This window comes from Streptomyces sp. NPDC127119 (assembly GCF_042677425.1).
GTDB lineage: Bacteria > Actinomycetota > Actinomycetes > Streptomycetales > Streptomycetaceae > Streptomyces.
In genome coordinates, this window is record NZ_JBHXTO010000075.1 from 1 (window position 1) to 26,242 (window position 26,242).

21 protein-coding genes are annotated in these 26,242 nt (G+C 70.3%); 10 read left to right on the top strand and 11 right to left on the bottom strand.

Annotated elements, in window-relative coordinates; all coding sequences use genetic code 11:
- Positions 1 to 123: 123 nt before the first annotated feature.
- Positions 124 to 2,163 (bottom strand): beta-galactosidase, encoded by a 2,040-nt coding sequence (locus tag ACFVH5_RS27120; protein WP_385836359.1) that lies wholly within the window; start codon positions 2,161 to 2,163, stop codon positions 124 to 126.
- Between the two features lie 184 nt (positions 2,164 to 2,347).
- Between ACFVH5_RS27120 and ACFVH5_RS27125 the strand changes: the two genes are divergently transcribed.
- From ACFVH5_RS27125 to ACFVH5_RS27140, 4 genes are read left to right on the top strand one after another with little or no spacing between them, the layout of a single operon-like run.
- The gene (locus ACFVH5_RS27125; RefSeq protein WP_385836360.1) at positions 2,348 to 3,670 is read left to right on the top strand and encodes an extracellular solute-binding protein; all 1,323 of its coding nucleotides are present in this window, start codon (positions 2,348 to 2,350) and stop codon (positions 3,668 to 3,670) included.
- The gene (locus ACFVH5_RS27130) at positions 3,667 to 4,641 is read left to right on the top strand and encodes a carbohydrate ABC transporter permease (RefSeq protein WP_385836361.1); all 975 of its coding nucleotides are present in this window, start codon (positions 3,667 to 3,669) and stop codon (positions 4,639 to 4,641) included. Before ACFVH5_RS27125 ends, ACFVH5_RS27130 begins: the two co-directional genes overlap by 4 nt.
- Positions 4,638 to 5,543: a carbohydrate ABC transporter permease gene (locus ACFVH5_RS27135; RefSeq protein WP_385836362.1), complete on the top strand. Its 906-nt coding sequence runs from the start codon at positions 4,638 to 4,640 to the stop codon at positions 5,541 to 5,543. The genes ACFVH5_RS27130 and ACFVH5_RS27135 overlap by 4 nt, the downstream gene beginning before the upstream one ends.
- Entirely contained in the window at positions 5,540 to 6,571 is a 1,032-nt protein-coding gene (locus ACFVH5_RS27140; RefSeq protein WP_385836363.1) for a LacI family DNA-binding transcriptional regulator, read from the top strand. Before ACFVH5_RS27135 ends, ACFVH5_RS27140 begins: the two co-directional genes overlap by 4 nt.
- Before the next feature lie 9 nt (positions 6,572 to 6,580).
- On the opposite strand, the gene ACFVH5_RS27145 is transcribed toward ACFVH5_RS27140, so the two are convergent.
- Entirely contained in the window at positions 6,581 to 6,973 is a 393-nt protein-coding gene (locus ACFVH5_RS27145; protein ID WP_385836364.1) for an SseB family protein, read from the bottom strand.
- Positions 6,974 to 7,340: 367 nt separating this feature from the next.
- On the opposite strand from ACFVH5_RS27145, the gene ACFVH5_RS27150 reads away from it, so the two are divergent.
- The 4 genes from ACFVH5_RS27150 (at position 7,341) to ACFVH5_RS27165 (ending at position 10,023) form a co-directional block, all read left to right on the top strand.
- Positions 7,341 to 7,925 (top strand): TMEM165/GDT1 family protein, encoded by a 585-nt coding sequence (locus ACFVH5_RS27150; protein WP_384798856.1) that lies wholly within the window; start codon positions 7,341 to 7,343, stop codon positions 7,923 to 7,925.
- Between the two features lie 150 nt (positions 7,926 to 8,075).
- Positions 8,076 to 8,426, top strand: a complete 351-nt coding sequence (locus ACFVH5_RS27155; protein WP_385836365.1) for a VOC family protein — start codon at positions 8,076 to 8,078, stop codon at positions 8,424 to 8,426.
- A gap of 99 nt (positions 8,427 to 8,525) precedes the next feature.
- On the top strand, positions 8,526 to 8,948 hold the full coding sequence (locus tag ACFVH5_RS27160) for a MarR family winged helix-turn-helix transcriptional regulator (RefSeq protein WP_385836366.1): 423 nt from the start codon (positions 8,526 to 8,528) through the stop codon (positions 8,946 to 8,948).
- Positions 8,949 to 9,036: 88 nt separating this feature from the next.
- Positions 9,037 to 10,023 carry an AraC family transcriptional regulator gene (locus ACFVH5_RS27165; protein WP_385836367.1) on the top strand — a complete coding sequence of 329 codons (987 nt, stop codon included), beginning with the start codon at positions 9,037 to 9,039 and terminating at the stop codon, positions 10,021 to 10,023.
- 236 nt (positions 10,024 to 10,259) lie between these two features.
- On the opposite strand, the gene ACFVH5_RS27170 is transcribed toward ACFVH5_RS27165, so the two are convergent.
- The 3 genes from ACFVH5_RS27170 to ACFVH5_RS27180 form a co-directional block, all read right to left on the bottom strand.
- Positions 10,260 to 10,664 carry an SseB family protein gene (locus ACFVH5_RS27170; protein ID WP_385836368.1) on the bottom strand — a complete coding sequence of 135 codons (405 nt, stop codon included), beginning with the start codon at positions 10,662 to 10,664 and terminating at the stop codon, positions 10,260 to 10,262.
- A gap of 120 nt (positions 10,665 to 10,784) precedes the next feature.
- Complete coding sequence (locus ACFVH5_RS27175; RefSeq protein ID WP_385836369.1) at positions 10,785 to 12,026, bottom strand: acyl-CoA dehydrogenase family protein; 1,242 nt, start codon at positions 12,024 to 12,026, stop codon at positions 10,785 to 10,787.
- 128 nt (positions 12,027 to 12,154) lie between these two features.
- The gene (locus ACFVH5_RS27180) at positions 12,155 to 15,130 is read right to left on the bottom strand and encodes a carbohydrate binding domain-containing protein (RefSeq protein ID WP_385836370.1); all 2,976 of its coding nucleotides are present in this window, start codon (positions 15,128 to 15,130) and stop codon (positions 12,155 to 12,157) included.
- Positions 15,131 to 15,336: 206 nt separating this feature from the next.
- On the opposite strand from ACFVH5_RS27180, the gene ACFVH5_RS27185 reads away from it, so the two are divergent.
- A complete protein-coding gene (locus ACFVH5_RS27185) occupies positions 15,337 to 16,602 on the top strand; it encodes an alpha-L-fucosidase (RefSeq protein ID WP_385836371.1) in 1,266 nt (421 codons plus the stop codon).
- 43 nt (positions 16,603 to 16,645) lie between these two features.
- Here the strand turns inward: ACFVH5_RS27185 and ACFVH5_RS27190 are convergent, their stop codons facing one another.
- The 3 genes from ACFVH5_RS27190 to ACFVH5_RS27200 form a co-directional block, all read right to left on the bottom strand.
- The gene (locus tag ACFVH5_RS27190; RefSeq protein WP_385836372.1) at positions 16,646 to 17,233 is read right to left on the bottom strand and encodes a cysteine hydrolase family protein; all 588 of its coding nucleotides are present in this window, start codon (positions 17,231 to 17,233) and stop codon (positions 16,646 to 16,648) included.
- The gene (locus tag ACFVH5_RS27195) at positions 17,230 to 18,708 is read right to left on the bottom strand and encodes a purine-cytosine permease family protein (protein ID WP_385836373.1); all 1,479 of its coding nucleotides are present in this window, start codon (positions 18,706 to 18,708) and stop codon (positions 17,230 to 17,232) included. The genes ACFVH5_RS27190 and ACFVH5_RS27195 overlap by 4 nt, the downstream gene beginning before the upstream one ends.
- A gap of 119 nt (positions 18,709 to 18,827) precedes the next feature.
- Positions 18,828 to 21,047 carry an NADP-dependent isocitrate dehydrogenase gene (locus ACFVH5_RS27200; protein ID WP_385836374.1) on the bottom strand — a complete coding sequence of 740 codons (2,220 nt, stop codon included), beginning with the start codon at positions 21,045 to 21,047 and terminating at the stop codon, positions 18,828 to 18,830.
- Positions 21,048 to 21,345: 298 nt separating this feature from the next.
- On the opposite strand from ACFVH5_RS27200, the gene ACFVH5_RS27205 reads away from it, so the two are divergent.
- Positions 21,346 to 22,806, top strand: a complete 1,461-nt coding sequence (locus tag ACFVH5_RS27205; protein ID WP_385836375.1) for an MFS transporter — start codon at positions 21,346 to 21,348, stop codon at positions 22,804 to 22,806.
- A 99-nt stretch (positions 22,807 to 22,905) separates the two neighbouring features.
- Here the strand turns inward: ACFVH5_RS27205 and ACFVH5_RS27210 are convergent, their stop codons facing one another.
- Genes ACFVH5_RS27210 through ACFVH5_RS27220 form a run of 3 tightly spaced genes read right to left on the bottom strand, consistent with a single transcriptional unit; the run spans position 22,906 to position 26,236 of the window.
- Positions 22,906 to 24,840 carry a helix-turn-helix domain-containing protein gene (locus tag ACFVH5_RS27210; RefSeq protein WP_385836376.1) on the bottom strand — a complete coding sequence of 645 codons (1,935 nt, stop codon included), beginning with the start codon at positions 24,838 to 24,840 and terminating at the stop codon, positions 22,906 to 22,908.
- Between the two features lie 58 nt (positions 24,841 to 24,898).
- The gene (locus tag ACFVH5_RS27215; RefSeq protein WP_385836377.1) at positions 24,899 to 25,702 is read right to left on the bottom strand and encodes a 3-hydroxybutyrate dehydrogenase; all 804 of its coding nucleotides are present in this window, start codon (positions 25,700 to 25,702) and stop codon (positions 24,899 to 24,901) included.
- Between the two features lie 60 nt (positions 25,703 to 25,762).
- Complete coding sequence (locus ACFVH5_RS27220) at positions 25,763 to 26,236, bottom strand: NUDIX domain-containing protein (protein ID WP_385836378.1); 474 nt, start codon at positions 26,234 to 26,236, stop codon at positions 25,763 to 25,765.
- Positions 26,237 to 26,242: the final 6 nt, after the last annotated feature.

Consider the following 26,242-nt stretch of genomic DNA (forward strand, 5'->3'; position numbering starts at 1 on the left):
GGCTATCTGTCAGCCCGTCCGGCGTTTGAGGACGAGCGCGCAGCGCGATCAGGGGGCGAGGGGCGCAGCCCCATGCAGTGACGGGAAGGGTAAGGGCGGCGGGGGCGAAATCTGCGGGTCGGATCAGTCGTCGAGCCGCACGACCCGTACGGCCCCCGCCGGCACCGCGAGCCGCCCGGCAGCCCGCTCCCCGGTCAGCAACTCAGTCCCGTGCGCATCGAGCGGCACCTTCACCTCGCCCCCGGTGTGGTTGACCACGAAGAGGAACACCCCCGACTCCCCCACCCGCCGCACCACTTCGACGTCACGCGGCAGATCGGCCCGCGGAGCGATCCGCGCATCATCCGCGGCCCACCCGATCAGCGCGTCCAGCCCGGCGGCGCCGAGCCGCGTGGACACGTACCACGCGGACCCCGCGCCGAGCCGGTGCCGGGTGACCGCGGGATGCCCGGCGGCGAGCCCGTCGGCGTACGTCCACACGGTCTCGGCACCGCGCGGCACGACGAACTCGCTCCATACGTCTCCGGCGAGTTCGGAGCCGTCGGGACCGGTGAGGCGCACCCGGTCGCCCGCGAGGAGCGGCGAGAACTCCTCGACGGTCAGGCCGAGTACGTCCCGCAGCGGGCCGGGGTACGCGCCGTCGTGCACGGCGTCGTGCTCGTCGACGATGCCGGAGAAGTACGAGACGACGAGGGTGCCGCCGTTCTCGACGTACTCCTTGAGGTTGAGTCCGGCGGCCTCGGTCATCAGGTAGAGCGCCGGGACCACGACCAGCGGATAGGCCGAGAGGTCGGCCTCCGGGTGGGCGAAGTCGACGGTGAGGTGCCGGTCGTAGAGGGCTTCGTAGAAGGAGTCGGCGCGCTCGCGCGGGTCGTGGTCCTCGCTCGGCCGCCAGGCGAGGTTCTGCGCCCACCAGGAGTGCCAGTCCCACAGCACGGCCGCGTCGGCGACCGTGCGGCTGCCGCGTACGGTGCTCAACGAGTGGACGGCCGCGCCGAGTTCGACGACCTCGCGCCAGACGCGCGAGTCGGTGCCCGCGTGCGGCAGCATCGAGGAGTGGAACTTCTCCGCACCCCGTCGTGACTGCCGCCACTGGAAGAACATCGCGCCCTCAGAGCCCCGGGCGACATGGGCGAGCGAGTTGCGGGCCATCTGGCCGGGCGCCTTCGCGGGGTTGCGGGTCTGCCAGTTGACGCCCGACGTGGAGTGTTCGAGGAGCAGCCAGGGGGCGCCGCCCGCCACGGAACGGGTCAGGTCGGCGGCCATCGCGAGGTTCACGTGCGTACGGCGGCCGTCGGTGATCAGGTAGTGGTCGTTGCTGACGAGGTCGACCTCGCGGCCCCAGGCCCAGTAGTCGACGGAGTCGCACTGGCTGAGGGCGGTCATGAAGTTCGTGGTGACCGGGATGCCGGGCGCCAGGCGGTGCAGGATGTCCCGCTCGGCCACGAAGTTCTCGCGCATGGTGGCGTCGGCGAACCGCTTGTAGTCGAGCGCCTGGCCCGGGTTGCCCACGGTGGGGGCCAGCCGGGGCGGGTTGATCTGGTCGAGGTCGGCGTACCGCTGGCCCCAGAAGGCCGTGCCCCAGGCCTCGTTGACCGCGTCGATCGCGTTCACGGTGCCGCCGGAGCCGTACGCCTCGGTGAGCCAGCGGCGGAAGTGTGCCGCGCAGTTCTCGCAGTAACAGGCCGAGACCGGGACCCCGTACTCGTTGTGGACGTGCCACAGGGCGAGTGCGGGATGGGTGGCGTACCGCTCCGCCAGCCGCTCGGTGATGTTCGCGGCGGCGGCGCGGTAGTGCGGGTTGCTGTGGCAGATGGCGCCGCGCGAGCCGAACTCGTAACGGGTCCCGTCGGCGGCCACCGGCAGCGCCTCGGGGTGCTCCCGGTAGAACCAGGCGGGCGGCGCGACGGTCGGCGTACCGAGGTCGACGCGTATCCCGTTCTCGTGCAGCAGGTCCAGTACCCGGTCGAGCCAGCCGAAGTCGTAGGTGCCCGGCGAGGGTTCGAGCAGCGCCCAGGAGAAGATCCCGACGCTGACCATCGTGACGCCGGCCTCGCGCATCAGCCGGACGTCCTCCGGCCAGACGGACTCCGGCCACTGCTCGGGGTTGTAGTCCCCACCGAAGGCGAGCCGGTCAAGGCCCTTGGGGGTGGTCTCCGGCATGGAATGTCTCCCGGTCAATCGATCATTTGGGAACGTGCACACACTGTTCCAGCGGCGCGAGCCCAACATAACCGCACAGCAACAACCATTGACAAGTGTCCGGGATGTTTCTCTACTGTGAACGCTCACAGAAGCATGGCAGGCCTCCGCAGCAGGCGGAGACCACGGTCAGGGAGATACATCCATGCCACACACGAAGCTGCGCCGCCTCGTGACCATCTCGGTCGCCGTCTCTCTCGGCGCCACCGCACTCGCCGCCTGCGGGTCCTCGGACGACAACGACGGCGAGGCCGATTCGGGGCCCGTCTCGCTGACGTACTGGTCCTGGACGCCGGGCATGGACAAGGTCGCCGACCTGTGGAACGAGGGCCAGGGCAAGAAGGACCAGATCAAGGTCACGGTCAAGAAGCAGGCGTCCGGCGACACGCTGGTCACCAAGATCCTCACCGCGCACAAGGCCAAGAAGGCCCCGGACCTGGTCCAGGCCGAGTACCAGGCGCTGCCGACGCTGGTCAGCAACGACGCGCTCGCCGACATAGCCGGTGACGTGGACGGGGTGAAGGACAAGTTCGCCGAGGGCGTCTGGCAGCAGACCACCCTGGGCTCGGACGCGGTGTACGCGATCCCGCAGGACTCCGGGCCGATGATGTTCTACTACCGCGAGGACCTGTTCAAGAAGTACGGCCTCCAGGTCCCCAAGACCTGGGAGGAGTTCGCCGAGACCGCCCGCGCGCTGAAGAAGAAGGCGCCGGAGACGGACCTGACCACGTTCTCCGCCAACGACTCCGGGCTGTTCGCCGGTCTCGCGCAGCAGGCCGGCGCCAAGTGGTGGACCACCGAGGGCGACAAGTGGAAGGTCGGCATCGACGACGCGGCCTCGCAGAAGGTCGCCGACTTCTGGGGCGGTCTCGTCAAGGAGGGCGCGATCGACAACCAGCCGATGTACACGCCCGCCTGGAACAAGGCGCTGAACACCGGCAAGCAGATCGCCTGGGTCAGCGCGGTCTGGGCGCCGGGCACCCTCACCACCGCCGCGCCCGACACCAAGGGCAAGTGGGCGATGGCACCGCTGCCGCAGTGGTCCGCCGCCGAGAACGTCACGGGCAGCTGGGGCGGTTCGTCCACGGCCGTCACCACGGACTCCGCGCACAAGTCGGCCGCCGCGAAGTTCGCCACCTGGCTGAACACCGATCCCGAGGCGCTGACCGCGCTCGCGAAGGAGGGCGGCATCTACCCGGCCGCCACCACCGCGCAGACCAGCGGCGCCTTCACCGAGCCGCCGGCGTACTTCTCGAACCAGCCCGACTTCTACACCCAGGCCTCCGCCATCGCGAAGACCACCGCGCCCTCCGCCTGGGGCCCGAACGTGAACGTCGCGTACACCACGTTCAAGGACGCCTTCGGCGCGGCCGCCAAGAACAAGTCGGACTTCGGCGCGGCCCTGACGAAGATGCAGGACGACACCGTCGCCGACCTCGACAAGCAGGGCTTCGAGGTCGCGGAGTGACCAGCGCACGCCGGAAGTCGTACGGGGTCAAGGGGGCCCCGTACGCCCTCCCGTCTCCCACCACCACCCTCAAACGAGCGCGAAGCGCCCCCTATCTTTTCCTCCTCCCCGCGACGATCCTGTTCGCCCTGTTCTTCGCGCTGCCCATCGGGTACGCGGTCTGGCTCAGTCTGCACAAGGTCCAGGTCAAGGGCCTGGGTCTCGGTTCGGGGGCCCGGAAGGAAGTCTGGGCGGGCCTGGAGAACTACACCGACTCCCTCACCGACTCCGAACTGCTCGCCGGAGCGCTGCGCGTCCTCGGGTACGGCGCCATCGTCGTCCCGGTCATGCTCGGGCTCGCGCTGCTCTTCGCGCTGATGCTCGACGCCGACCGGGTCCGTCTCGCCCCGGTCACCCGCCTCGCGATCTTCCTGCCGTACGCCATTCCCGGCGTCGTCGCCGCGATGCTCTGGGGCTTCCTCTACCTGCCGGACGTCAGCCCCTTCTACTTCGTCCTCGACCGGCTGGGCCTGCCGCAGCCGGATCTGCTGGACGGCGGGCCGCTGTACATCGCGCTGTCCAACATCGCGGTGTGGGGCGGCACCGGCTTCAACATGATCGTCATCTACACCGCGCTCCAGGCCATCCCCACCGAGGTGTACGAGGCGGCCAAGCTGGACGGCGCCACCCCGCTGCAGACCGCGCTCCGGATCAAGATCCCGATGGTGGTGCCCTCGCTGGTGCTCACCTTCTTCTTCTCGATCATCGCGACGCTCCAGGTGTTCAGCGAGCCGACCACGCTCAAACCGCTCACCAACTCCGTGTCCACGACCTGGAGTCCGCTGATGAAGGTGTACCAGGACGCCTTCGGCAAGGGCGACATCTACTCCGCCGCGGCGACCGCGGTGATCATCGCGTTCGTCACGCTGGTCCTGTCCTTCGGCTTCCTGCGGGCCGCGAACTCCCGTAACAAGCAGGAGGCAGCACGATGAGTTCTCTTGCCGTCCGCAAGGCGGCCCCGGCCGCCGGGACGACGCCCGGTACCGCCCAGGGGCCGCCGCTGCGCCGCCGCATCGCCTTCGTCCCGACGGTGACCCTGCTGATCGGCGCGCTCTACTGCCTGCTGCCGGTGGCCTGGGTGGTGATCGCGGCGACCAAGTCGGGCAGCGAGCTGTTCTCGACGTTCACGTTCCTGCCGGGCACGGGCTTCACCCAGAACATCTCCGACCTCAACGCCTACCGCGACGGCGTGTACTGGAAGTGGATGGGCAACTCCGCCCTCTACGCGGGCCTCGGCGCCCTCCTGTCGACGGCCGTGTCGGCGTTCAGCGGCTACGCGCTGGCCATCTACCGCTTCCGCGGGCGCGAGACCGTCTTCAACATCCTGCTCGCCGGCGTGCTGATGCCACCGGTGATCCTCGCCATCCCGCAGTACCTCCTCATGGCCGAGGCCGACCTCACGGATTCCTACGCGTCCGTGCTGCTGCCGCTGATCCTGTCCCCGTACGGCGTCTATCTCGCGCGGATCTACTCCGCCGCGGCCGTGCCCGCCGACGTCGTCGAGGCGGGACGGATGGACGGGGCGAGCGAGCTGCGGATCTTCACCCGGATCGCGCTGCCGATGATGGTGCCCGGCCTGGTGACGGTCTTCCTGTTCCAGTTCGTGGCGGTGTGGAACAACTTCCTGCTGCCGTACATCATGCTCAGCGACGACGAGAAGTTCCCGATCACCCTCGGTCTGTTCACGCTCCTCGAACAGGGCTCCAACACCCCGGCCCTCTACACGCTGGTCATCACCGGCGCGCTGCTCGCGGTGATCCCGCTCGTCGCGCTCTTCCTGGTCATCCAGCGGTTCTGGAGTCTCGATCTGCTGTCGGGAGCCGTAAAGTCGTGACCATGAGCCAATCGGGGGGCCGGCGCCGACCGCCGACGATTCACGACGTCGCGCGCGAGGCCGGAGTGTCCCGGGGGACGGTGTCACGCGTCCTGAACGGCGGGCACTATGTCAGCCCCGCCGCGCAGGAAGCGGTCAACGCCGCCATCCGCAGGACGGGTTACGTCGTGAACCGGCACGCCCGCTCGCTGATCACCGGACGCTCGGACTCGATCGGCTTCCTGCTCACCGAACCGCAGGAGAGGTTCTTCGAGGACCCCAACTTCAATGTCCTGCTGCGCGGTTGTACGCAGGCACTGGCGGCGCACGACATCCCGTTGCTGCTGATGCTGGCGGGCACCGAGGACGAGCGGCGCCGCATCACGCGGTACATCACCGCGGGCCATGTCGACGGGGTGCTGCTGGTCTCCAGCCACTCCGGCGACCCGGTGGCCGAGCAGCTGCGCGACGCCGGTGTACCGCTCGTGATGTGCGGCAAACCCATCGGCGTCGGCTCCAAGATCAGTTACGTGGCCGCGGACGACCGGGACGGCGCCCGCGACATGGTGCGCCATCTGGTGTCGCTCGGCCGGCGCCGGGTGGGCATGGTGACCGGACCGCTGGACACCCCCGGCGGTGTCGAGCGCCTGGCGGGCTACCGCGAGGTGCTCACCGAGTCGGGCATCGACCTGGACGAACGCCTCGTCACGTCCGGCGACTACAGCCGGGCCAGCGGCGAGGCGGGCGCCGAACTCCTCCTGGAGCGGTCGCCGGACATGGACGCGGTCTTCGTGGCCTCGGACCTGATGGCGCAGGGTGTGCTGACCGCGCTGCACCGGGCGGGCCGGAGCGTCCCCGGCGATGTGGCGGTGGGCGGGTTCGACGACTCCTCCGCGGCCGTCGCGGCGAGCCCCGAACTCACCACGATCCGCCAGCCCTACGACCGGATCAGTTCCGAGATGGTCCGGGTGCTGCTCGCCCAGATCGGCGGAGAGGATCCGGCGGCGGTGATCCTGCCGACGGAACTGGTGAAACGCCGGTCGACCTGAGGCAGGGGCTCACCGCTGGTCGGCGGACAGCAGTGTCCGTACCGCCTCGGCCGTCAGCATCACGCTCTCCGGTGACCCTGCGTCGATGGTCAGGGAAGGGTTCCCCTCGGGCCAGTACGCCGGGAGCGCGCCGAGCGGGACGAGGCAGTAGTGGCGGACGCCCGGCAGGGAGCGGATCATGCGTGCTTCCGAGGTGAAGACCAGCACGGTCCGCTCCGTGACCGGCAGGAGCAGCCGTATCGGGTCCCCGCCGTCGTCGTCGCAGCTGTAGGACGGGATCAGTACGTCGCTGCCGGCGAGCGTCGCCCGCGCGCGCCGGTCCCCTCCGTCGTGGGCCAGCACGCTCAAGGCCCGGAGGATCACCTCGGCGGTGTCTTCATCGGTCGCGTCGATCATGGTCATGGTGCCGCGTTCCGTCCTCCCCGCGCGGCCCCGGCGACCTGATTGCCCGGAGATGATCCATCCGCACGGAATGCACCCCATATACCCACTCGCCCCGCCCTCATGCGACACGCAAACAGATGCCCTGTACACTGAGTGACTGCGAAGGGGAGTAGTCCTGCGAACCGGTCGTCGACACACTGGAACCCTCGGGTTCCCGGTGGCCGGGCCCATGTGACACACGGGCGGACGAGACCTTCGGCCAGGCATTGCCGTGCCCGCGATCCCGTGGGCACCCGACATGCCGGGCCGATCGGTTCTCCCGTCGCCCCGATCGAGGGCGCTTCGCGAAGATCCGGGGGCCCGGTCCCTACAGAAAGCCACCGGAATGCATCTCGACCCTCTGGCGATCCTCACCGCCTTCGGGCTGATCTTCCTCGCCGAGCTGCCGGACAAGACGATGTTCGCGTCGCTGGCCATGGGCACCCGTATGCGGCCCCTCTACGTGTGGTTCGGCACGTCCACCGCGTTCATCGTGCACGTCGCCATCGCGGTCGGCGCCGGAAGCCTCATCGGCCTGCTGCCCGACTGGACCGTCAAGTCCGTCTCGGCCGCCCTCTTCGCGTTCGGCGCCTTCATGCTGCTGCGCGGCGGCGACGACGAGGACGAGGAGGACGCCGGCGGCCGTACCGTCACCGGCTTCTGGCCCGTCTACACGACCGCCTTCATGGCCGTCTTCATCAGCGAGTGGGGCGATCTGACGCAGATCACGACCGCCAACCTCGCCGCCACGAACGGGGTCGCGTCCGTGGCCGTCGGTTCGGCGGCGGCCCTCATGTCGGTCTCCGCGCTGGCGCTGCTGGCCGGCCGCTTCATCGCCAAGCGGGTGCCGCTGAAGACCGTGCAGCGGGTCGGCGGGATCTGCATGCTCGGCCTCGCCGTCTGGTCGGTGGTGGAGATCTTCGCGGGCTGACGGGCCGGGGCCGCTCCACCCACGACCGGTCAGGATCGGAGAAGCGGCCCGGCACCACCCGGTCGTAGCGTGATGGCACCGGCGAGAAACCGCCGGGAGACCGGCGGACGAACGACCGCCGGTGCGATCACGACCACGGAGGAGCCCGTCATGTCCGAAGGCCTCAAGACCATCAACTACCCCGTCAAGGACCTCGCCCGGGCCAAGGCCCTGTTCGGCGCGCTCCTCGGAGTGGAGCCGTACGTGGACGAGGCGTACTACGTGGGCTTCCGGGTACCGGGGCAGCCCGAGGTCGGGCTCGACCCGCACGGGCACGCCAAGGGTCTGACCGGACCCGTCCCCTACTGGTACGTCGACGACATCAAGGCGGGCCTCGCCGGTCTCGTCGGCGCCGGTGCCGAGGTGGTCCAGGACGTCCAGGACGTCGGCGGCGGCATGCTGATCGCCTCCGTGAAGGACGCGGACGGCAACGCCGTCGGTCTGGTCCAGGAGGCGTCCTGATCCTGCGGCCGGACAGCCTGATCCCGAAGCCGGACAACTGCATGCAACTGCACTAGTTGCATGCTCAACAAGCGGCCTCTTCTCTGTTACCGTGCGGACATGGCAGCAGAGAAGGCCGCTTCCCGGCTGGAGGACCAGTGGCGGGACATCCTGTCGGTGCACGCGCGCACCATGTGCGAGATCGACCGCGAACTCCATCCGCACGGACTGGGCGCCAGTGACTTCGAGGTGCTCGACATCCTCGTGTCCGGCACCTCGACCCCCGACGCGCAGGCGAAGGCAGGCCGGGCCCCCGCCGAGCAGTGCCGTGTGCAGAACATCGCCGACCGGATCCATCTGAGCCAGAGCGCCCTCTCCCGGCTGATCGGACGCCTGGAGAAGGAGGGCCTGGTGGAACGGAGCATCTGCCAGGAGGACCGGCGCGGTGTCTGGGTGGCCCTCACCCAGAAGGGCCGTGACCTGCACGCCCAGGTCCTCCCCCTCCAACGCGCCGCCCTGGCGCGCATGTTGACCGACGCCTGAAGATCCATACACCGGGCGCGACGCATCCCGTACCGTCACATATGTCGCCGTGCGCAGAACGGCGCGGGCTGTGTCGGGGGGGATCACCGTGGTCGAGGACGAAGAACGGCAGGCCGGGGTCAGCAGCTACGAGACGCGCTGTGTGGAGGAGTCGCACGACGTCATCGCGGAGCACTACTACGACCTCCGCCTCGAAGTACCGGGCCGGGCCGAGGACTTCCTCACCCGGCTCAGCGTGGCCGAACTCGGCGCGCTGACCGTCGGCGACGTCAGCTTCGGCACGGAGGTGACGATCGACTTCGCACAGCCGCGGGTCTACCACGTGACCGTGCCACTCACCGGCCGCTTCCGCTGCAGACAGGGGTACGGGGCGCCGGCGTACACCGCTCCCGAGCGCGCGGTGTTCCTCCAGCCGGAACGCGGGATCCGGGTGGACGACTGGTCGCCGGACTGCCGTGCCCTCACCGTGAAGATCGACATGGCCGCCCTGCACGAGCGGCTGGAGGCCCTGCTCGGCGGGCCCCTACGGCGTCCGCCGGACTTCGAGACGTACATCGACGTCGACCGGGGGGCCGGGCGCAGCTGGGCGGACCTCGCGCTGTGGTGCCTGCTGGAGAAGAACACCTCGAACGGGCTGCTGGGCCGGCCCCTGATCCGGTCCCGGATCGAACAGACCCTGCTGGAGGGGCTGTTGCTCGCGTGCGGCCACTCCTACCGCGGCGTGCTGGACGCGCCCGTGCCGGCGGCGCGGCCCGCGACGGTCCGGCGGGTCATGGAGGCGATCGACGAGCGGCCGGACGAGCACTACGACGCGGCGCGGCTGGCCTCCCTGTCCCAGATCGGGGTGCGCGCCCTCCAGGAGGCCTTTCGCAAACATGTGGGGATGTCCCCCACCGCCTACGTCACCGAGGTCCGGCTGCGGCGGGCGCACGAGCAGCTGCTCGCGGCCGATCCCGCGACGATCACGGTCACGGAGGTGGCGTACAGGTGGGGGTTCGCGCATCTCGGGCGCTTCGCCCAGCGCTACCGGACCCGGTTCGGGACCTCGCCCGCGCAGACACTGCGCTCGGGCTGAGGGGCGCCACCGCGCATACCGGACAAGCGCCGCGCTATGCGGAGCGATTCCGGCACGGGTGTCGGCCTACCGTTGATCACGGCGCCCGTGCGTCAGGGATGAACGGTGTCGGCGCCGTTCATCCCTCACGGTTTCGGACCAGGGGCGCGGGAGCGGGAGCACGCCCGCGCCCCAGGGCCCGGCCGCTCCCCTCCGACATGTGGCCGGGCCCGATCCCCCGTCCCGCACCGCCCTGCTCAGGCGCGGGGCGCCAGCAGGGTGCGTACGCCCTGGGAGTCGAGGGTCAGGCCGTGCGGCGTGCTGGCGTCGATGCTCAGCGAGAGGTCGTTGGAGGGCCACTGCGCGGCGAGCGTCCCCAGGGGGACGAGGCGGTAGCGCGACACGGACGGCAGCAGCTCGGCCATCGTCACCTCCGAGGTGAACACCGGGACCAGCGGGTCGGAACCCGGCTGTTCCAGGACGGGCAGGGCCACGACCGTGGGGTCGGCCACCGTCTCGTCCTGGGCGTCGTCGGGCACCGGGACCAGCACGTCACTACCGGCCAGTGTGTCCAGCGCCGCGCCGTCCCCGGCGTTCTCGGCCAGGACGCTCAGCGCGCGCTGGGCCTCAACCGTGGCGCTGTCGTTCGAGGAAATCTCCATGGCACATCCAGACGTAGTGGCGAAAACAGGCCGCCCGTGTCGTTGCCGACTCGGGCGCGGCTGATCGCGTACCCGTCCTGCGGGGTGCCATGCCCACTCCACACACCCGTCACGCAACGGTCACGGGATGAGCGGAATGTCGTGCGAGGGCAGTCCCAGCCGGTCGCAGCCGACGCGCCGGGCCAGTGGCTCGGCCATGCTCGCCCCGATGTGCGACCAGTACGTGGCGGCGTCGCGGAAGTAGCGCTGCATCCGCGTCCCGTCCCGCGCGTGGCGGGAGCCGGCCGTGCGGAAGAGGATGTTCTGCAGGGCGTCCCAGGCCGTGCGGCCGGCGTCGAGGAAGACGAACGCGAGCCGGTTGTCGTCGGCGACGGTGAAGGGTGCCTCGCCCGAGACGTTGCGGCGGCAGGCCTCCATGTAGTCCTCGGCGTTGTGCTGGAGGGCGGCCTGCGCGGTGTGGATCATGCCGAGCGCCTCGCCGAGGTGGCGCTGGTAGTCGTGGAGTTCCGCGCGGGTACGGTCCGGTTCCAGGGTCAGCGGCCTCTCGGCGAGGATCCGGGCGTACTCGTCGGCGGCGGCGTATCCGATACCGGTCATGATGGCCGCCAGCTCCCCGTGGTAGACGCTGGGCGCGCGTCCCGCGTACAGGGCGTTGCCGTGCAGCTTCGAGCCGGGGGTGCCGCCCGCCACGGGCAGGTCGAGCAGGCTCACCTCGCGGGTGAGGTGTTCGGGGATGGTGGCCCGGTCCATGCGGACGCTGTTGGAGCCGCTGCCGCGCAGGCCGAGGACGCCGTGCCAGTCGTCGACGAGGGTCCAGACCGGGCGCGGGGCGACGAACAGGACCATCGGTCCGGGCGGGTCGCCGGGCTTCTCGGGGGCGCGCAGGGTCTGGCCGAGGTAGTGGGTGGAGTACGGGGAGCCCGAGGAGTAGGGCCAGGTGCCGTCCAGGACGATCCCGCCGTCGCCGTCCGGCCGGGCGACGCCGACGGGGGCGACGGTGGACGCGGCACGGAACTCGCCGTCGGTGCCGAAGACCTCGTCCTGGGCCCGCTCGTCGAACTGCGCGGCGAACTGCAGGACATGGGCGGCGGTCAGGGACAGCGCCCAGCCGGTGGAGGGGCAGCCGCGGGTGATCTCGGTGACCACGCGGAGGAAGGTCGGCAGCCCGAACTCGTAGCCTCCGTAGCGGCGCGGCTGGAGGGTCCGGTAGAAGCCGGCCCGCAGGAAGTCCTCGTGCGTCTCCTGCGGGTAGCGCGTCAACTCCTCCGTCCGCGCCTGCCGTTCGAGCAGTACGGGCCGCAGCGCGGTGGCCCGGTCGATGAGTTCGCGTTCGGTCAGTCCGGGTTCGGGAGGGGCGATCACGGTGCCTCCTGACAGGTGGGGCGGTCCGTACGTCACGCGTCACCCGTGATTGAACACGCGACCGGTGCCTGCTGTACCCATCGGATACCGCCAAGTGGACCGCCCCACCGACTCGTTCGTCCGTGCGCCTACTTCAGGTACGGGCCGTCGGCGCCGATCTTCCCGGGGCCGTTCAGCACGTACACGCGGAGGTTGCCCTTGCCGGGTGCGCCGACGCTCAGCGTGCCGTTGGAGACGGTCTTCACGTCCCCGGTGACGGCGTCCTTGTAGGTGCCGTTCGGGATGCCCGTGTAGGTGGCGCCGCCCGTGACTGTGACCAGGGCGAAGCTGTCCGTCGAGCCGCTGGTGTACCGGCGCTTGAAGGCCATCGAGCCGCTGATGCCCTCGGTGGAGTACTGCCCCGTCTGGAGGGCGGGGACGGCCCGGCGGATCTGGTTGAGCCGCTGGAGGTGCTTGACCAGGGGCTGCGCGAGGGTGTTCGCGACCTCCCCGCTCGCGGAGCCGACCGTGCCGAAGTCGGAGGCCGTGACGCTGCCCGCGAGATGGTCGCCGTAGTACGCGCGACCGGTCGTCGCCAGCGGGCAGCTCGGACCGCAGTCGATCTTCTTGCCCTTCTGGAACTCGATCTCCGAGCCGTAGTACAGGGTCGGGATGCCGCGGAAGGTCCACATCAGGGCCATGTTCTCGGCCCACGCGTCGGTGCCGCCGGCGTAGCGCTCACTGCTCTTGTTGGGCCCGTAGTCGTGGCTGTCGACATAGACGACGTTGTACGTGGCGTCGTTGACGCTGTCGTCGGAGTCCTTGCCGTTGCCGTAGGCGTTCTGCGCGTCACCGAAGTTCATGTGCATCCGCATGTCGATGATGTTCATGCCGGAGAACCGACTGCGGTCGGGGGTGTGGTAACTGTTCCCGTTCAGGAAGGCGTTGGTGGAGGTCGGCTGGTTCGCCGTGCCCTGGTCGTTCTCGTAGGTGAACTGTTCCAGGGCCGCCGCCTCGTCGTCCGCGCTGTACTCCTTGCGCTCCTTCCAGGTGTAGAACTGCGCGGAGTGGTTGACCGAGCCGCGGTTCCACTTGTCGTTGACGAAGGCCGCGACCTCGCCGAAGACGAAGAAGTTCTTCGCGGCCTCGGCGCCGAACTTCTGGGTGACGCGCTCCTGGACGGCGGGCAGGAAACGACGGTTCCAGGTCACGCGCGGGATGTGTACGGCCGTGTCCACGCGGAACCCGTCGACGCCCATGTCGATGTACTTGTCGTACGCGCCGATCAGGTAGTTCTGGACCTGCGTGTTCTCGGTGTCGAAGTCGGCCAGGTCCTCGTGCAGCCAGCAGGAGCGGGCGTCCTCGCCCTCCCAGTTGCCGATCCAGCACTGGTGGTAGAGCGTCTTGGGGAACATGCCCGACGTGGGGCTGGGCCACTGGCAGTTGTAGAGGGTGTAGCCCTCGGCGCTCTTGCCTCCGGTGGGCTTGCCCCAGTTGAGGCAGGTGTTGCCGGACGGCTCGGCGGTCGACCACAGGTCGCCGTTGTAGTACGCCTTGCCGGACTTGGGCTCGACGGTGAGGCCGTCGTACTCGAAGCCCTCGTTCTTCTCGTCGTAGTACCAGCTCCACTGGGAGTCGCGGACGCCGTACACGGTCGGGGTGAACAGGCCCTTGGCGCCCCAGCGGGAGCTGTGGTTGTAGACGACGTCCTGGTAGATCTTCATGCCCTTGGCGTGCGCCGCGTTGATCAGGTCCTGGTAGGAGGCGCCGGCCGACTCCAGACGCGGGTCCACCTTGTAGAAGTCGTAGCCGTGATAGCCGTGGTAGTCGTAGTCCGAGCGGTTGAGGACCACCGGGGTGACCCAGACGGCCGAGAAGCCGAGCGCCTTGATGTAGTCGAGCTTTTCGACCAGTCCCTTGAAGTCGCCCCGGAACATGGGGTCGTTGTTGGCCGCGTTGCCCGACTTGGTGTGCTGGCTGCCGCCGCGGTTGTTGGAGCTGTCGCCGTCGTGGAAGCGGGCGGTGAGGACGAAGTAGATGGGGTCCTTGCGGGGGTCGGTGCCCAGTGGGGTACCGGAGGCCGGGTCGGGGGCCTTCTCGCCGGTCGTCGCGGTGGCCGCGGCGGAGGCGGGCGAGGTGTTCCCGGCCGCGTCGACCGCCCTCACGGTGTAGGTGTAGCTCGTCCTCGCCTCAAGTCCCGTGTCGGAGAAGACCGTTGAGCCGACGTCGGTGACGACCGTGCCCTTGGTGCCGCCGGTGCGGGTCACCTGGTACTTGGTCACTCCGATGTTGTCGGTCGCCGCGTCCCAGCTCAGGACGACGGAGGTGTTCGTGGCGCTGGCGGCGACCTCGGTGGGCGCGGTCGGCGCCTGGGTGTCCGGCTCGACGGCGGCGCACGGATCCGCCGCGTCCTTGGTGACCGTGCGGTCCTTGACGGTCGAGGTGCCGGTGGTGAGGGCGTAGTCGGCGCTGTAGTTGTTGTCCCAGACGCCGTTGCCGTTGTTGAAGGCCGCCTTCAGCGAGGTCGCCGTGCCGATGTCGAGGGTCTTCTTCCACCAGCCCGTGCAGGCGGCCTCCATGCCGACGCCGGGCGAGGTCGTCCAGGTGCCGCCGGTCGGCGCGTAGTGGATGTTGGCCGTCGTCCAGCCGGTGGTGGCGGTCGAGTAGTAGACCGTGGCCTTGTTGCCCTCGGCCGGTTCGGTACCGGCACACGGGTCGCTGTGGGCGATCACCCCGTCCTTGACGGTGATGTTCCCGGTGCCGAGCGCGTAGTTGGCGCCGCCGTTGTTGTCCCAGGTTCCGGCTCCGTTGTTGAAGGTGGCCGCGAGCCCGGCCGCCGAGCCGAGGTCGACGGTCTTCTTCACCCAGTCCGTGCAGGCCGCCTCCATCTTCGTGCCCGGCGCGGTGGTCCAGGTGCCGCCGTCCGGCGCGTAGTGCAGATAGGTGGACGACCAGTTCTTGGTCTTCGTGTAGGAGAAGACGGTCGCCGTGTTCGCGTCGGCTGCGACGGTCTCCATCGGGGCGGGGCCCGTCTCCGGTGGCCCCGCGAGCGCGCCGAGCAGTCCGGTCGCCACCAGCGCCGCGAGGAGCGGGCGCCGCGACCGGCCGAGGGGTGTACGTCCCATGAGCGTCTCCAATGCGGGCCGTGGGGCGCCGAGTTGCTCTGCAAGAAGAACCGGCAAGTTCCAGAAAGTCCTTGCAGCGCGGAAGCTACAGGTACATGACAGCCACGTAAAGGGATCGCGCAGCGCGTGGGCCGCGAGGTGAAAACGGACCAGTAGTGGTGACCGGCGCCCACGCGCAGGCGACGGCGCGCGCCTAGCGTGGACGCATGCCGATGCAACCCTGGTTTCCCGCTGCCAAGCTGGGCATCTTCATCCACTACGGCGTCTACGCCGTCGGTGGCGCCGCCGAGTCCTGGTCCTTCTACACGGGCGAGATGACGCACGAGCAGTACATGAAACAGCTCGACGGCTTCAGCGCGTCGCACTACGACCCCGACGCCTGGGCCGAGTTGTTCGCCCGCGTCGGCGCCCGGTACGCGGTCCTCACCACCCGGCACCACGACGGCGTCGCCCTCTGGGACACCGGCCACCGCAATCTCGACGTGGTCCGGGACACCCCGGCGGGCCGCGACCTCGTCGCCGGGTTCGTCGAGGCACTGCGCGCCCGGGATCTCAAGGTCGGCCTCTACTACTCGCACTCCGACTGGAACCACCCGGACTACGCGACCGAGCGGCACCCGGGCCCGTACGTCGTGCCGCTCAACGCGTACTCGCAGGCCGAACCCGGTCAGGAGGACCCGGCGGCCTGGGCCCGCTATCTCGCGTACCGCGACGGACAGGTCCGCGAACTCGTCGAACGCTTCCGGCCCGACATCCTCTGGTTCGACGGCGAATGGGAGCGCACCGAGGAGCAGTGGCGGATGGACGAACTCGCCGACCAGATCCTCGCGGGCAACCCGGACACCGTCCTCAACGGCCGGATGCTCGGCCACGGCGACTACGCCACCCCTGAACAGGGCGCGCCCCTCCAGGCCCCGGACGGCCCGTGGGAGTTGTGTCTCACCATCAACGGCTCATGGAGCCACCGGCCGCAGGACCGCGACTTCAAGTCGGTGCGCCAGCTGGTGCGGTACTTCACCGAGACCATCGGCATGGGCGGCAACCTGCTGCTGGCCGCGGCACCGCGCGAGGACGGCACGATCCCCGAGGAACAGATCGAACGCATGGAGGGCCTCGGCGCGTGGATCGGGCGGCACACGGACGCCGTGTACGGCACGGTCGCGGGGCTGCCCGCCGGGCACCACTACGGCCCCAGCACCCTGTCCGCGGACCGGCGCACGCTCTATCTGGTGTGCTTCGACGCCCCGCGCGACTCCGTGTCGGTCCGGGGGCTGCGGAACCGGGTCCGGCGTGTCACGGTCCTCGGCACGGGCACCGAACTGGGCCATCACGTCACCGGCGGACTCGACACCGTACCGGGGGTGACGTGGATCGACGCGCCCGCGGCGGCCGATCTGGACGAGGAGGCGACCGTGCTGGCCGTGGAGCTGGAGGGGGAACTGGACCTGTACACGGGGGTGGGCCGGCTCTGACCGGCCTGCGGCTGTGGCGTGGGCCCGTGCCGATGCCGGGGGCTCAGTGCCCGGTGGTGAGTACCTCGGCCACGGTGACGACCCGGATCAGCGGCCGGTACAGGTCCATGATCTGCAGGGCCTTGGCGTGCGAGGCGTCGTCCGCGCCCGCGCAGGCGTCGGCCACCACCCGCACCTCGACGCCCGCGTCGGCCGCCGCGAGCGCGGTGGACAGCACGCAGCAGTCCGTGCTGACTCCGGCGAGCACGAGCCGGCGCTCCGGGCCCACCCGCTCGGCCAGCTCCGGGGTCCACTTGCCGAAGGTGTGGGCGTCCACGAAGTGCCGTGCGTGCGGGGCGAGTTCGTCGACCAGCTCCCACAGCCGGTCGTGCGGGGGCCGCAGCGCGAAGGGCCACTGCTCGTAGTACGCGCGCCAGGCACCGGCCGGTTCGGCGGGTGCGAGGAAGCGTGTGAAGGTGGCCCGCTCGGCGAAGGCGGGCAGCAGACGGCGTACCCCCTCGGCGGCCTCGCCGAAGCGGGGCGTGGCCCACGGACTGTCCGGCTCGGCGAAGACGCGCTGCATGTCGACGACGGCGAGGTGGGCGGCCCCGTCACCCCTCGCACTCCCACTTCGGCGCCCGTTCCCGCTCATGCGTTCAGCGTCTTCCCGTCCACCGGTCCGCTCGGGGCCTGTGCCTCCTGCGTACGCACCCTTCCCCGGCCGAGTGCGAGGGTGCCGAGGAAGCCGAGGGCGAGCGCGGCGAGTACGCCCAGGTTCGCGTACGCCCAGGTGCCGTCCTTGCCGCCGAGGCCGAGGGGGCCCAGCAGATAGCCCTGCCACTCCAGCCAGTCGGCGGCCGAGTTGGTGACCAGACCCCAGCCGAGCGCGGTGGCGGCGAGGGTGAGCAGCAGCGGGAGCGGTTCGACGTCTCCGTAGCGGCCCTTCACACGGAACAGGTCGGCCTCGTCGTAGTCGCGGCGGCGCAGCGCCAGGTCGGCGAGCATCACTCCGCACCAGGCCGCGACCGGCACACCGAGTGTGGTGAGGAAGCCGATGAACTGGCCCAGGAAGTCGTCGGCGACGAAGACGATGTAGACGGAGCCCGCGATCATCAGGACGCCGTCCAGCAGGGCCGCCAGATAGCGCGGTACGCGCAGGCCCGCGGCGAGCAGGGCCAGGCCGGACGAGTAGATGTCGAGGACCGCGCCGCCGACCAGGCCCAGTACGGCCACCACGGCGAAGGGGATCAGGAACCAGGTGGGCAGGATCGTGGTGAGCGCGCCGATCGGGTCGCCCGCGATGGCCGTGCTGAGTGTCGTGGACGATCCGGCCAGCAGCAGGCCGAAGACCAGCAGGAGCAGCGGTGCCACCGAAGCGCCGAAGGTCGTCCAGCCGGCCACGCCCCGGCCGGAGGAGTTTCGCGGCAGATAGCGCGAGTAGTCGGCGGCGGCGTTGACCCAGCCGAGGCCGAAGCCGGTCATCATGAAGACCAGGGCGCCGATGAACTCCTGGGCGGAACCGGCCGGTACGGCGCTGACGGCCGACCAGTGGATGTGGTCGGCGACGAGCCCGATGTAGACGACCGTCAGGACCCCGGTGACGACGGTGATGACCGTCTGGAGCCGCATGATCAGGTCGAAGCCCATCACTCCGCCGACCACGACGAGCGCGCCGACGACGATCAGGGCGACCACCTCGGTCCCGGTGCCGCCGCCCCGGCCGAGGCGGTCGAGCACGGTCGAGGTGGCCATCGTCGCCAGTGCCGTGAGGACGGTCTCCCAGCCGACGGTGAGCATCCAGGACACCACGGCGGGGAGCCGGTTGCCGCGCACGCCGTAGGCGGCCCGGCTGAGCACCATCGTCGGCGCCGAACCGCGCTTGCCCGCGACCGCGACGAGTCCGCAGAGCAGGAAGGAGAAGACGATCCCGATCACTCCGGCGGCCAGGGCCTGCCAGAACGAGATCCCGAACCCGAGCACGAAGGATCCGTAGCTCAGCCCGAGAATGGAGACATTCGCCCCGAACCAGGGCCAGAAGAGCGTACGGGGCGTGCCTTTCCGCTCGCCGTCCCCGATCACATCGAGCCCGTGTGCTTCGACCTGCAACGCCATCACCGACCTGCCCATCAGGAGTCCGGATACAGCAAACCCCACGCCCCCGAAAGGGGCGCGGGGAACTGCGCGACCAGCCACGACGCACCCGCAGGTGACGAACGAGCCACCCGCGGGGACGCTACGGCTGAGGCTCAGGCCAGCGTCGCCAGCACAGCGTTCAGCGTCGCGGACGGCCGCATGACGGCCTCGGCCTTGACCGGGTCGGGCTGGTAGTACCCACCGATCTCGGCAGGCGAACCCTGCACCGCGTTCAGCTCGGAGACGATCGTCTCCTCCTGCGCGGTGAGCGTCTCGGCGAGCGGAGCGATCACCTTGGCGAGCTCGGCGTCGTCGGTCTGCCCGGCCAGCTCCTGCGCCCAGTACAGCGCGAGGAAGAAGTGACTGCCGCGGTTGTCGATGCCACCGAGGCGACGGCTCGGCGACTTGTCGTTCTCCAGGAACGTGGCCGTCGCGCGGTCGAGCGTGTCGGCGAGGACCTGGGCGCGCGCGTTGTCCGTGGTCTGCGCGAGGTGCTCGAAGCTGGAGGCCAGCGCGAGGAACTCGCCCAGGCTGTCCCAGCGCAGGTAGTCCTCCTTGACCAGCTGCTGCACGTGCTTGGGCGCGGAGCCGCCGGCGCCCGTCTCGAAGAGGCCGCCGCCGTTCATCAGCGGGACGATCGAGAGCATCTTGGCGCTGGTGCCCAGCTCCAGGATCGGGAACAGGTCGGTCAGGTAGTCGCGCAGGACGTTGCCGGTGACCGAGATGGTGTTCTCGCCGCGGCGGATGCGCTCCACGGAGAGCTTGGTCGCCTCGACGGGCGACAGGACACGGATGTCCAGGCCCTCGGTGTCGTGCTCCGGCAGGTAGGCGTTGACCTTCTCGATGAGCTTCGCGTCGTGCGCGCGGCTCTCGTCCAGCCAGAACACGGTCGGGTCGCCGGTGGCGCGGGCGCGGGTGACGGCGAGCTTGACCCAGTCCCGGATCGGGGCGTCCTTGGTCTGGCAGGCGCGGAAGATGTCGCCGGCGGAGACAGTCTGCTGCAGGACGACGTTTCCGGCCTGGTCGACGAGGCGGACCGTGCCGGTGGTCGCGATCTCGAAGGTCTTGTCGTGGCTGCCGTACTCCTCGGCCTTCTGCGCCATCAGACCGACGTTCGGGACGGTGCCCATGGTCGACGGGTCGAAGGCGCCGTTGGCGCGGCAGTCGTCGAGGACGACCTGGTAGACACCGGCGTAGCTGGAGTCCGGGAGGACCGCCAGGGTGTCGGCCTCGCCGCCGTCCGGGCCCCACATGTGGCCGGAGGTGCGGATCATCGCCGGCATGGAGGCGTCGACGATGACGTCGGAGGGCACGTGCAGGTTGCTGATGCCCTTGTCGGAGTCGACCATGGCCAGCTCGGGGCCCTCGGCGAGCTCGGCGTCGAAGGACGCCTTGATCTCGGCGCCCTCGGGCAGGGACTCAAGGCCCTTGTAGATGCCGCCGAGACCGTCGTTGGGGGTCAGACCCGCGGTGGCGAGCGCCTTGCCGTACTGCGCGAACGTCTTCGGGAAGAAGGCGCGCACCACGTGGCCGAAGATGATCGGGTCGGAGACCTTCATCATGGTGGCCTTGAGGTGCACGGAGAACAGCACGCCGTCGGCCTTGGCCTTGGCGATCTGCGCGGTGAGGAACTCGCGCAGCGCGGCGACGTGCAGGACGGAGGCGTCGACGACCTCGCCCGCGAGGACGGGTACGGACTCACGCAGGACGGTGGTGGAGCCGTCGTCGCCGGTCAGCTCGATGCGCAGGGAGCCGGCCTCGGAGATCACCACGGACTTCTCGGTGGACCGGAAGTCGTCGACGCCCATGGTCGCGACGTTGGTCTTCGAGTCGGCGGTCCAGGCGCCCATGCGGTGCGGGTGGGCCTTGGCGTAGTTCTTGACCGACGCGGGGGCGCGGCGGTCGGAGTTGCCCTCGCGCAGCACCGGGTTCACGGCGCTGCCCTTGACCTTGTCGTAGCGGGCGCGGATGTCGCGCTCCTCGTCGGTCTTCGGGTCGTCCGGGTAGTTCGGCAGCGCGTAGCCCTGCGACTGCAGCTCGGCGACCGCGGCCTTCAGCTGCGGGATCGAGGCCGAGATGTTCGGCAGCTTGATGATGTTGGCACCGGGCGTCTTGGCCAGCTCGCCCAGCTCGGCGAGGGCGTCGGCGATGCGCTGCCCCTCCTCCAGGAACTCGGGGAAGAGGGCGATGATCCGCCCGGCCAGCGAGATGTCACGGGTTTCCACAGTGACACCGGCCTGCGACGCGTACGCCTGGACCACCGGCAAGAACGAATACGTCGCCAGGGCCGGGGCCTCGTCAGTGTGCGTATAGATGATGGTCGAGTCAGTCACCGGGTGCTCCGCTCCACGTCTGCAAAGTCTGCAACATTGCTCGACATCAAGATATCTCGTGATGGCGCCGGACCGGACAGGAGGCTGCACAAGTCCGCCACGGCCCGGCCGGGAGCGGCTTCGCCCCGGTCGGAGGTGGGCAGTCCGCGCCTTCGATGCCCTTCGATGCCCGGCATGGTGGGAGCACGCACTTCATCGGCCAGAACTATGTTGTCCCACCACATGTGCGCCTGACCTGCGCCTTCCTACGGTGTGCCGATACGTACCCGTCCCCACCGAACACCCGGAAGTGGTGCACATGGCCTCCGCAGCAACCGCTCCCCCACCACCAGCCTCGACACCACCCAGCAGCCTCAAGCGCATCGTCGCCGCGAGCCTGATCGGCACCACCATCGAGTGGTACGACTTCTTCCTCTACGGATCGGCCGCCGCGCTCGTCTTCAACAAGCTGTTCTTCCCGGGCTCCGACCCGCTCGTCGGGACCCTGCTGTCGTTCCTGACGTACGCGGTGGGGTTCGCCGCCCGGCCGCTCGGGGCGCTGGTCTTCGGGCACTACGGCGACCGGCTCGGCCGTAAGAAACTCCTGGTCCTGAGTCTGCTGCTGATGGGCGGAGCGACCTTCGCGATCGGGCTGCTGCCCACGCACGCGACCATCGGTACGGCGGCCCCGGTGCTGCTGACCGTGCTGCGCCTGGTGCAGGGCTTCGCGCTGGGCGGGGAGTGGGGCGGCGCCGTACTGCTGGTGTCGGAGCACGGGGACGCGCGGCGGCGCGGTTTCTGGGCCTCGTGGCCGCAGACCGGGGCGCCCGCCGGGCAGTTGCTGGCGACGGGGGTGCTGTCGTTGCTGACCGCCGTACTCTCGGACGCCCAGTTCACGGCCTGGGGCTGGCGCATCCCCTTCCTGCTGTCGGGCGTACTCGTCATGGTCGGTCTGTGGATACGTCTGTCCGTCGACGAATCGCCCGTCTTCAAGGCGGCTCTGGCTCAAGCCGAGGCCCGCAAGTCCGTTCAGGACGGGGCCGCGGAGAAGCTGCCGCTGGTCTCCGTGCTGCGGTACCACTGGCGGGACGTCCTCATCGCGATGGGCGCGCGCATGGCGGAGAACATCAGCTACTACGTGATCACCGCGTTCATCCTCGTGTACGCCACCACGTCGACCGGGCTGTCCAAGCAGACCGCGCTGAACGCGGTGCTCATCGCGTCCGCCGTGCACTTCGCGGCGATCCCGGCGTGGGGCGCCCTGTCCGACCGGGTCGGCCGCCGGCCGGTGTATCTGCTGGGCGCGGCCGGTATCGGGCTGTGGATGTTCCCGTTCTTCGCGCTCATCGACACGGGGAGCTTCGGGAACCTGATCCTCGCCGTGACCGTGGGTCTGGTCCTGCACGGCGCCATGTACGCCCCGCAGGCCGCGTTCTTCTCGGAGATGTTCGCGACCCGCATGCGGTACTCCGGGGCCTCGATCGGCGCGCAGTTCTCGTCGGTCGCCGCGGGCGCGCCCGCACCGCTCATCGCGACCGCGCTGCTGGCGGACCACGACAGCTCGACCCCGATCGCCCTGTACGTGATCGGGGCCGCCGTGCTGACCCTGATCGCCGTGGGTGTGGCGAAGGAGACCCGCCACCGCGACCTCGCGGACGTCGACGGGGATGCGACGGCGGTGGCCGCGGGAGGAACCGGTCCGTCCGGGACCGTCGAGCCGGGCGCGGAGGGCGCGGAAGCCGCGAAGGAGTCCCACCCCGCGGACGCCCGTACCGTCTGAGCGGCGGTTGAGCAGCGGTCTAGCACCAGCCTGGCAGCGGCCGGCATCGTCCGGGCCGTCGTGCGGCGGCCGGCCCCCGCGCGTCCGTGCGTGCGGGGGTCAGTGCTGTCCGGGAGGCGCCGAGGACGACAGCCGGTGCAGCCGCAGGGCGAGCTGGATCTCCAGCGCGCGGGCCGGACTCTGCCACTCGGCTCCGAGCAGCCGGCCCACCCGCTCCAGGCGCTGCGCGACCGTGTTGACGTGGACGTGCAGCTCGTCCTTCGTACGTGCCGGGCTCATCCCGCAGGCGAAGTACGCGTCGAGGGTGCGCAGAAGATCCGTGCCACGCTTCTCGTCGTACGTGACGACCTGGCCGATGGTGCGCTCGACGAAGCCGGGAATGTCCCTGCTCCCGGCCAGCAGCAGCCCCAGGAACCCGAAGTCCTCGGCGGCGGCGCCGTCCCCCGGGCGGCCGAGGAGCCGCAGCGCGTCGAGGCACCGCTGTCCCTCGGCGTAGGCCTCGGCCACGGTCTCCGGGCGCACGGCGAGATCCCGGACGGGCGCGGAGGCCCCGACGGTGACCGCCTCGTGAACGGCCGTGCCCAGGTCTCTCGCCGTGCGGCGGGCCAGCTCGGTCGCCGTGTCGCCGGGGCCGAGGGGCAGCAGCAGGACGGTGCCTCCGTCGCGGGCCGCGGCGAGTCCGAGCCGGGTGGCGGCGAGGTGGGACGCCGCGGACCACAGTCTGCGCCGGGCCGCCGCCTCCTGGTCGGCGTCCGCCACCGGGCTGTCCAGCCGGGCGGCGAGCACCACGTGGACGGAGTCGAGGTCGGCGTCGAACCGGGCCGCGCGCTCGCGCAGCAGCCGGGGGTCGCGGTCGCGGGCGTCGAGCAGGTCGTCCAGCAGCTCGCCGCGGACGCGCTGTTCGGCCTCGGCGGCCGAGCGCCGGGCGAGCAGCAGGAGCGAGGTGACCATGGCGGCGCGCTCCAGGGTGCGCTGGTCGACGGGGTCGAGTCCCGGCTGGCCGTCCAGCACGAGTGCGCCGAGCAGTTCTCCGCCTGCGGCGACGGCCGCGACCCAGTCGTCCCCGTGGCGGACGGCGTGGCCTTCGGCCCGTGACACCTCGACCGCGTCGCCGGGTGCCGCTCCCGCGTCGGCGAAGCGCACGGTGCCGTCGAGGACCTGGGAGACCGCGGCGGACACGTCGTGGACCCCGCCGCCCCGCAGAACGAGCTCGGCGAGCCGGTCGTGGACGTCCGAGGCCCGCTCGATGACCCCGCTGCGGTCCCCGATGATCTCGTTGGCCCGCTCCAGGTCCGCCAGCGTCTGACGGGTCTCGGTGAGCAGGTTCGCGGCGTCGATGGCTGCCGCCGCCAGGGCCGCGAAGGAGCCGAGCAGCGCGATCTCCTGCCGCTCGAAGACCCGCGCGCGGCGGTCGGCGGCGAAGAGCACACCGATGACGTGCGGGCCGAGCGCGAGGGGCACGCCGAGGATCGCCACCAGCCCCTCGTCCCGTACTCCCGCGTCGATCGTCAGGGTGTGCCGGAAGCGGTCGTCCCGGAAGTAGTCGTCCGTGACATAGGGCCGGGCCGTCTGGGCGACGAGCCCGCCCAGCCCCTCCCCCATGCCCAGACGCAGCTGCTGGAAGCGCGCCGCGACCGAGCCCTCGGTGACCCGCATGTACGTGTCGCCCCGCGCCGGGTCGTTCAGGCTGAGGTACGCGACGTCCGTGCTCAGCAGGGAGCGGGCGCGCTGCACGATCGCCTGGAGCACGGCGTCGAGGTCGCGCAGTCCCGCCAGGTCGTGGGCCGTCTCGAAGAGCGCGGACAGCTCGGCCTCGCGTCTGCGGCGCCCCTCCATCTCCGCGCGCACGCGCAGGGCGAGCACCTTGGCGTCCTCAAGGGCGGCGATCCGGTCGGCGGCCATGCCGTCCGCACGGGCGAGCAGCACCGGCTGCTCGTACGCGTCGGCGGACGCGCCCCTGGCCAGGAGTTTCAGGTACGGCGTCTCCGCGCTCGCCTCGGAGCGCCCGGCCGACTTCGATTGATCACGGAACATGTCCACCAGGATTACCCGTCGCACCGACAGCCTGACCAGCCCTGTGGATAACTCGCGCTCAGTGCGCGGTCCAGCCGCCGTCGAGCACCAGCGAGGTGCCGGTGACGAAGGACGCGGCCGGGCCGCACAGGTACGCCACGGCCTCGGCGACCTCCTCGGGTTCGATGAGGCGTTTGACGGCGCTGTCCTTCAGCAGGATCTCCGTCAGCACCCGCTCCCGCGGTATCCCGTGGACGGCCGCCTGATCGGTGAGCTGTTTCTCGACCAGGGGTGTGCGCACATAGGCGGGGTTCACACAGTTCGAGGTGACTCCGTGGGGGGCGCCTTCGAGCGCCGCCGTCTTGGAGAGGCCCTCCAACCCATGTTTTGCCGCCACATAGGCCGACTTGAAGGCGGAGGCGCGGAGCCCATGGACGGAGGACACATTGACGATGCGGCCCCACCCCTGCCCGTACATGTGCGGCAGCGCCCCGCGGATGAGCCGGAACGGTGCCTCCAGCATCACGGTCAGCACGGTGTGGAAGGTGTCGGGCGGGAAGTCCTCGATGGGGCGCACCAGTTGAAGTCCGGCGTTGTTGACGAGGATGTCGGTGCCCGCCGCGGCGGCTTCCGCCGCGTCCAGGTCGGTGAGGTCGAGGAGGTGCGGCTCGACGGTTCCCGCGAGGCCCCGGGCCTGTTCGGCGAGTGTCTCCAGGCCCTCGGACTGCCGGTCGACCGCCCGCACCTTCGCACCGGCCGCGGCGAGCCGCAGCGCGCACGCCCGGCCGATCCCGCCTGCGGCGCCGGTGACGAGGGCGGTACGGCCGCCCAGGTCGGAGGAGGGGGCCTGGGGGCCTGCGAGGACGCTGCGCGCGGTCGTCATGCTCCGACCCTAGGGAGCCCCTCCGGCTCGCCCCATGTGGTCACAACCCACACTTCAGCCTCAGGTCGTGGGGTCGAACCACGTGGGCTCGTCGGACAGCGCCTGCTTGATCCGGACCAGCCCGTGCTCGTTCAGCTCCGGCAGCGCGTCCACGGCGAACCAGGCGACCTCCAGCGACTCGTCGTCGTTGACACGGGCCTCGCCTCCGACGGCCCGGCACCGGATGGTGATGTCCATGAACTGGCAGATGTCGCCGTTCGGGTACGTGATCGGCTTCAGCGCCTGGACGAGAACGACGCGCTCGGCCACGCACCGGACGCCCGTCTCCTCGTGGACCTCGCGGACGGCACAGGCGGCGGGCTGCTCCCCCGGCTCCGACATTCCGGCGATGACGGCCCACTTGCCGGTGTCGACCCGGCGCCCGAGCAGGACTCTGTCCTCGTCGTCGAAGACGACGGCGGTGACTCCGGGAAGCCACAGCAACTGCTGTCCGGCACTGGCCCGGATCGTACGGATGAAGTCAGGAGTAGCCATGGACCG